The 4,956-nt window shown below is 68.7% G+C and carries 6 protein-coding genes; 3 read left to right on the plus strand and 3 right to left on the minus strand.

Going from position 1 to position 4,956, the window contains the following annotated elements; all coding sequences use genetic code 11:
* Nucleotides 1–282: acyl-CoA dehydrogenase family protein (locus tag ACN6PJ_RS30775; protein ID WP_427999437.1), on the plus strand; the 282-nt coding region annotated here is incomplete at its 5' end.
* Between the two features lie 49 nt (nucleotides 283–331).
* Here ACN6PJ_RS30775 and ACN6PJ_RS30780 read toward each other — a convergent pair.
* Nucleotides 332–1,300 (minus strand): Bug family tripartite tricarboxylate transporter substrate binding protein, encoded by a 969-nt coding sequence (locus ACN6PJ_RS30780; RefSeq protein ID WP_427999442.1) that lies wholly within the window; start codon nucleotides 1,298–1,300, stop codon nucleotides 332–334.
* Between the two features lie 30 nt (nucleotides 1,301–1,330).
* The gene (argH, locus tag ACN6PJ_RS30785) at nucleotides 1,331–2,863 is read right to left on the minus strand and encodes an argininosuccinate lyase (protein ID WP_427999438.1); all 1,533 of its coding nucleotides are present in this window, start codon (nucleotides 2,861–2,863) and stop codon (nucleotides 1,331–1,333) included.
* Nucleotides 2,864–2,987: 124 nt separating this feature from the next.
* Here argH and ACN6PJ_RS30790 point away from each other — a divergent pair, with 124 nt between their 5' ends.
* Together ACN6PJ_RS30790 and ACN6PJ_RS30795 are read left to right on the plus strand one after the other, a co-directional pair.
* Entirely contained in the window at nucleotides 2,988–3,893 is a 906-nt protein-coding gene (locus ACN6PJ_RS30790) for a LysR substrate-binding domain-containing protein (RefSeq protein ID WP_427999439.1), read from the plus strand.
* Nucleotides 3,893–4,630, plus strand: coding sequence for a hypothetical protein (locus ACN6PJ_RS30795; RefSeq protein WP_427999440.1), 738 nt, complete (start codon nucleotides 3,893–3,895; stop codon nucleotides 4,628–4,630). The genes ACN6PJ_RS30790 and ACN6PJ_RS30795 overlap by 1 nt, the downstream gene beginning before the upstream one ends.
* 34 nt (nucleotides 4,631–4,664) lie before the next feature.
* Here ACN6PJ_RS30795 and ACN6PJ_RS30800 read toward each other — a convergent pair.
* Nucleotides 4,665–4,956: LysE family translocator (locus ACN6PJ_RS30800; protein WP_427999441.1), on the minus strand; the 292-nt coding region annotated here is incomplete at its 5' end.

Raw genomic sequence — 4,956 nt, forward strand, 5'->3', positions numbered from 1 at the left:
ATCGGGCAGTTCCAGGCGATCAAGCATCCGCTGGTCGACGCCTGGATCGGGTTGGACAACAGCCGCTACGCCATTGAGGCGATGCTGCGGGCGCGCACCGAGCCCGATGCCGCGCTGGCGGCCTTGGCCACACGGGTGGCGGCGGCCTCGGCGCGACGCGCCGTCAAGCTGTCCATCCAGGTTCATGGCGGCATCGGCTTTTCCTGGGAGCACGATGCCCAGCTCTACCTGAAGCGCGCCTACCGGCTGGCCGTCGAGGCCGAACGCGCGGCGGCGCTCTAGCGCGCGCCCCGCGGCCCGGGCGCGATGCGCCGCGGGCCGCGCGTTCCCTTCAATTGGCCTGGATCTTCGCGTTCTTGATGATGGCCGTCCAGCGCGCCGTTTCCTCGTTCGACAGCTTCTCCAGATCGGCGCTGCTGCCCGGAAACGGCACTGCGCCCTGCTCCGCCAGTTGCGCCGTCAGCGAGTCGTCGCGGGCGATGCCGACGACCGTGTCCTGCAGCTTGCGGATGATCTCGGCGGACGTGCCGGCCGGCGCCATGACGCCGTACCAGGATTCGACCACCGCGTCCTGGACGCCCGCTTCCGCCAGCGTCGGCACGTCGGGCAGGGCCGGGCTGCGTTTCTCGCTGGCCACCGCCAGCACGCGGACCTGGCCCGTCTTGGCGTAGGCCAGCACGTTGGGCAGGTTGGCGAACAGCACCTGCACCTGCCCCGACAGCAGGTCGGCCGTGGCCGGCCCGGCGCCGCGGTACGGCACGTGCTCGAACCGCGCGCCCGAGCGGTACATGAACAGCTCGCCCGTCATATGGTTGACCGAGCCAATGCCGGCCGAGGCCATGTTCAGCTTGCCGGGGTTTTCCTTCGCGTAGGCCACCAGCTCCGCCACGGTCCTGGCCGGCGTGCCGGGCGAGATCGCCAGCACGTTCGGCACGGTGGAAAACAAGGCCACCGGCGCGAAGTCGCGCGCCGCGTCGTACGGCGGATTGCGGGTCAGCAGCGGCTGGATCGACTGCTGCCCCATGGTCGCGAGCAGGAGCGTATAGCCATCGGCCGGCGCCTTGGCCACGAAGTTGGCACCGATGCTGCCGCCTCCGCCCGGCTTGTTCTCGACGATGACGGGCTGGCCCAGCTTTTCGGACATATGGTTGGCCAGCAGCCGCCCCATCAGGTTCACGGTGCCGCCCGGCGCGAACGGCACGACCAGCGTGACGGGCCTGGAAGGATAGGCCTGCGCCTGGACCTGGGCGCTCAGGCAGAGCCCCGCCGCGGCCGCCAGGCCCGCGATCATTTTCAGCATCATCGAATTCCCCTTGTTGGTTTGGCTTGATCAGGCGCCCTGGACGGCGGGCATCCCGGTTTCGGTTGAAATCAGCGCGCCGATGCGCCGTTGCAGCAATGCCTGGGCTTCGCGGACCCGATGTCCGGCCGCTTCGATCACGCCCCGCCGCTTGCGCAGCGCGTCGCGCTGTTCGCCGATGCGCGCGCGGACCAGGGACGGCGCCGGCCCGCCCAGCGACCGGCGCGCGGCGACGTTGCGCGCCGGATCAAGGCAGGCGTCGATGGCTTCCCGCGCCAGCGGAACCGCGCGCCCCACCTCCTGGAGCGCCGCGGCGTCTATCATTGCCGGGGTGATCTCACGGGCCGGCTTTCCGGCATCGATCGCTTCCCGGACGACGGCGCCGATGATGTGATGGGCGTCGCGAAACGATACGCCGCCGTCTCGCACCAGCAGGTCCGCCAGGTCGGTGACGGTGGAGAAATCCTCGGCCGCGCGCGCGGCCATGCGCGCTGGCGCGGGCTCGACCTGCTCCACCAGCAGCTTCATCAGCGCCAGGGACTTGAGCGCCTCGTCGCAGGCCTCCCAGCACGTGCGCGTGCTTTCGCGGCTGCTGTCGCCGGAGTGCGTGAAATGCGTGGACTTCACCGTGGCCAGGGCCGCCGACGCCAAGCCGATCAGATGGCCCGTCTTGCCGCGCAGGTACTCCAGCACCGCCGGATTCTTCTTCTGCGGCATGATGCTGGAGGTGCTGGCGATGCCGTCCGGGAAGGACAGGTAGCCGAACTCCGGCGTGGACCAGATGTAGAAGTCCTGCACCATGCGGCTGCAGGTGATCATCATGATCGAGAGCGCCGCGCTCAGTTCCAGCGCGAAGTCGCGCGACGCGACGCCGTCCAGCGCGTTCGCCAGCGGCTGGCTGAAGCCCAGCATCGCGCTGGTCGCGGCGCGGTCGATGGGAAAAGAGGTGCCCGCCAGCGCGCAGGCGCCCAGCGGCGAGGCGTCCGCGGTATCGAGCGCATGCAGGATACGGTCCACGTCGCGGGACCAGGCGTCGGCCAGCGCCGACAGGTAATAGCCATAGGTGATGGGCTGCGCGGCCTGCATGTGCGTGTAGCCCGGCATCACGCAGTCGGCGAACCTCTCGGCCTGCGCCAGGGCCGCCTCCGCGACCCCGATCAGGGCCGCGCCGATGCGCATCCCGAAATCGCGGGCGCGGATGCGGTCGATGGTGGCGCCGATGTCGTTGCGGCTGCGGGCCGTGTGCAGGCGGCCGCCCAGCTCCTGCCCCACCAGCTTGATGAGGTGCGCTTCGTAATTGAAGTAGGCCTCTTCCCGCGCGGGGTCGAGCTCCACCGCGTCCGGGCCTTCGGCCTGCATCCTCAGCAGCGCGGCGGCCAGGCTGGCCGACGCGTCCCGGTCCAGGATGCCTTGCTCGTGCAGCATCGAGAGATGGGCCAGGTTGATCTGGGTCAGCATCTCGAAGTTGGCGTGGAACTCTCGGTTCAGGCGCGGAAGGAAAAGGTATTGGAGCACCTCGGGCGCGAGGGGCTGCTTCAGGCGGCTGCTGACTTTGGATGGCATGGCGGGTCTGCGTGTGGCTGGGAAAGCCACAGTCTCCGTCCGCGCCAATCCATACGTCAAATCAAATACTTACGGCTATTCATACAAAAATGATATGCTCCACCCCAGACCTCCCGAGACCCGCATGAACTTCAAGCAAGTCGAGGCGTTCCGCGCCGTCATGATGACGCGCTCCATGACCACGGCGGCGGGGCTGCTGCATACCTCGCAGCCGAACGTCAGCCGATGGATCGCGCTGCTGGAAAAAACACTGGGCTTCGTGCTGTTCCAGCGCGTCGGCACGCGGCTGCTGCCCACGCCCGAGGCCGAGGCGTTCTACGCCGACGTGGAACGCGCCTTCATCGGCCTGGAATCGCTGAACGACAGCGCCAGTTCGATCCGGCGGCGCGGCACCGGCATGCTCCGGATCGGCGCGGTGGGCTCGATCACGCAATGCGTGCTGCCGGACGCCATCCGCCTGTTCCGCGAGCAGGTGTCCGACATGCCCGTGGTGGTCCACACGGGAGGTTCCGAAGTCGTCGCCAAGTGGATGGCCACTGGATTCTGCGACATCGGCTTCTGCTCCATCCAGACCGACGTGCCCGGTCTGCGCTACGACCGGATCAACACCGCCTACGGCACCGGGATCGTGCCCGCCTCGCACCGGCTGGCCGCGAAAACGAAACTGGAACCCGCCGATTTCAACGACGAGAACTTCATCTCCCTGCCGGCCGGCAGCTTCAACCGAGCGGCGATCGACCGCCATTTCCCGGACGACGCCCGCATCGTCTCGATCGAAACGCCTTACGCCACGACCATCTGCTCCATGGTCGCCAAGGGGCTGGGCGTCTCCATCGTCAATCCGGTGGTGTCGCGGGCGCTGCGCCTGCCCGACCTGCGCGAGATCCCGTTCTCCCGGAAGATCGATTTCCACAGCTATGCCGTGAGCTCGGATCACTTTCCGGTGGGCGCGCTGGCCAGGCGTATGGCGCAATGCGTGCAACAAACCTTCGCCGCGCTTGAAACGGCGCCGCCCTCGAATCGCGCCTGATGCCCGCCCACCGCACTTCCCCGCCGCCCGACCGCCTGATTGCCTATTACCGGAACGGCGAGGCCATGCGCAGCCGCGGCGTGGGCGGCACGGTGCTGACCGGCACGCTCGACCTTCCCGCGCCGAACGCCCGCGTGCTGGCCGACTGGGATAGGGAAATCTCCACGCGCCTGTGCCTGGAACCCGGCGACGTCGAACAGATGCCCCTGGCGCGGACGCAGGCACGCTGGCCGGAGTACCCGGCCTGCCTGCGGGCGATGCGCGCCTGGACCGGCGCGCTCGGCCTGGACGAGGAAACGCTGGCCGATGCCGACATCGCGCTCATGGCCTGCCGCGGCGCGCGTTACCACCACGACGCCGCGCAATACGGCGGCGCCGCGTTCTGCAATCTGTTCCTGAGCGAGGACAAAGGGCTGGACGTGCTGTTTCCCGGCACCGGCCAGCGCATCGCGCTGACGCGCGGCACGGCGATGATCTTCGATACCGCGCAGCCCCACGGCGTGGTGCCGCGTGGCCGGAACGACTTCCGCGAGGCCGACTTCCCGTCCGGGCGGGATCTTGCGCAACTGTTCCTGACCTGGGAGCTGCCCATCGAAGCCGACAGCGTCGCGCGGCTGCTCGGCATCGCCTTCGACGTCGACGCGGCGGCCGCATCGCGGCTGGACGAGGAACAGGTGCGCGAAAATGGCCTGCGTGTTGGCGTCGATCCGGAATCGGGACGCTGGCAGGCCATCTGAAGGCGGCAAAAACGGCCCTCGCGGGGCCGGCGGATCAGGAGCCCGGCAGGGCCGCTCCCATGGCGGCGAACAGCCCGCCGCAGATTTTATTGAAGCGCCGGCCGGCGCGTTCGAGCCAGGGGCGCACGCGGTGCGCCAGGCGCGCCAGCACGTACTCGACCAGGAACTCGACGGCCGTGAAGGTGGCGGCCATGATCGCGAACTGCGTCAGCAGGCTGCGGGCCGGGTCGATGAACTGCGGCAGGAAAGCGCCGTAGAACAGCAGCGCCTTGGGATTGGAGATGGCCGACAGGAAACCCTGGCTGAACATCCGCATGCCGCGCATC

The organism is Achromobacter sp. (assembly GCF_050285585.1).
Taxonomy (GTDB): Bacteria; Pseudomonadota; Gammaproteobacteria; order Burkholderiales; family Burkholderiaceae_B; genus Achromobacter.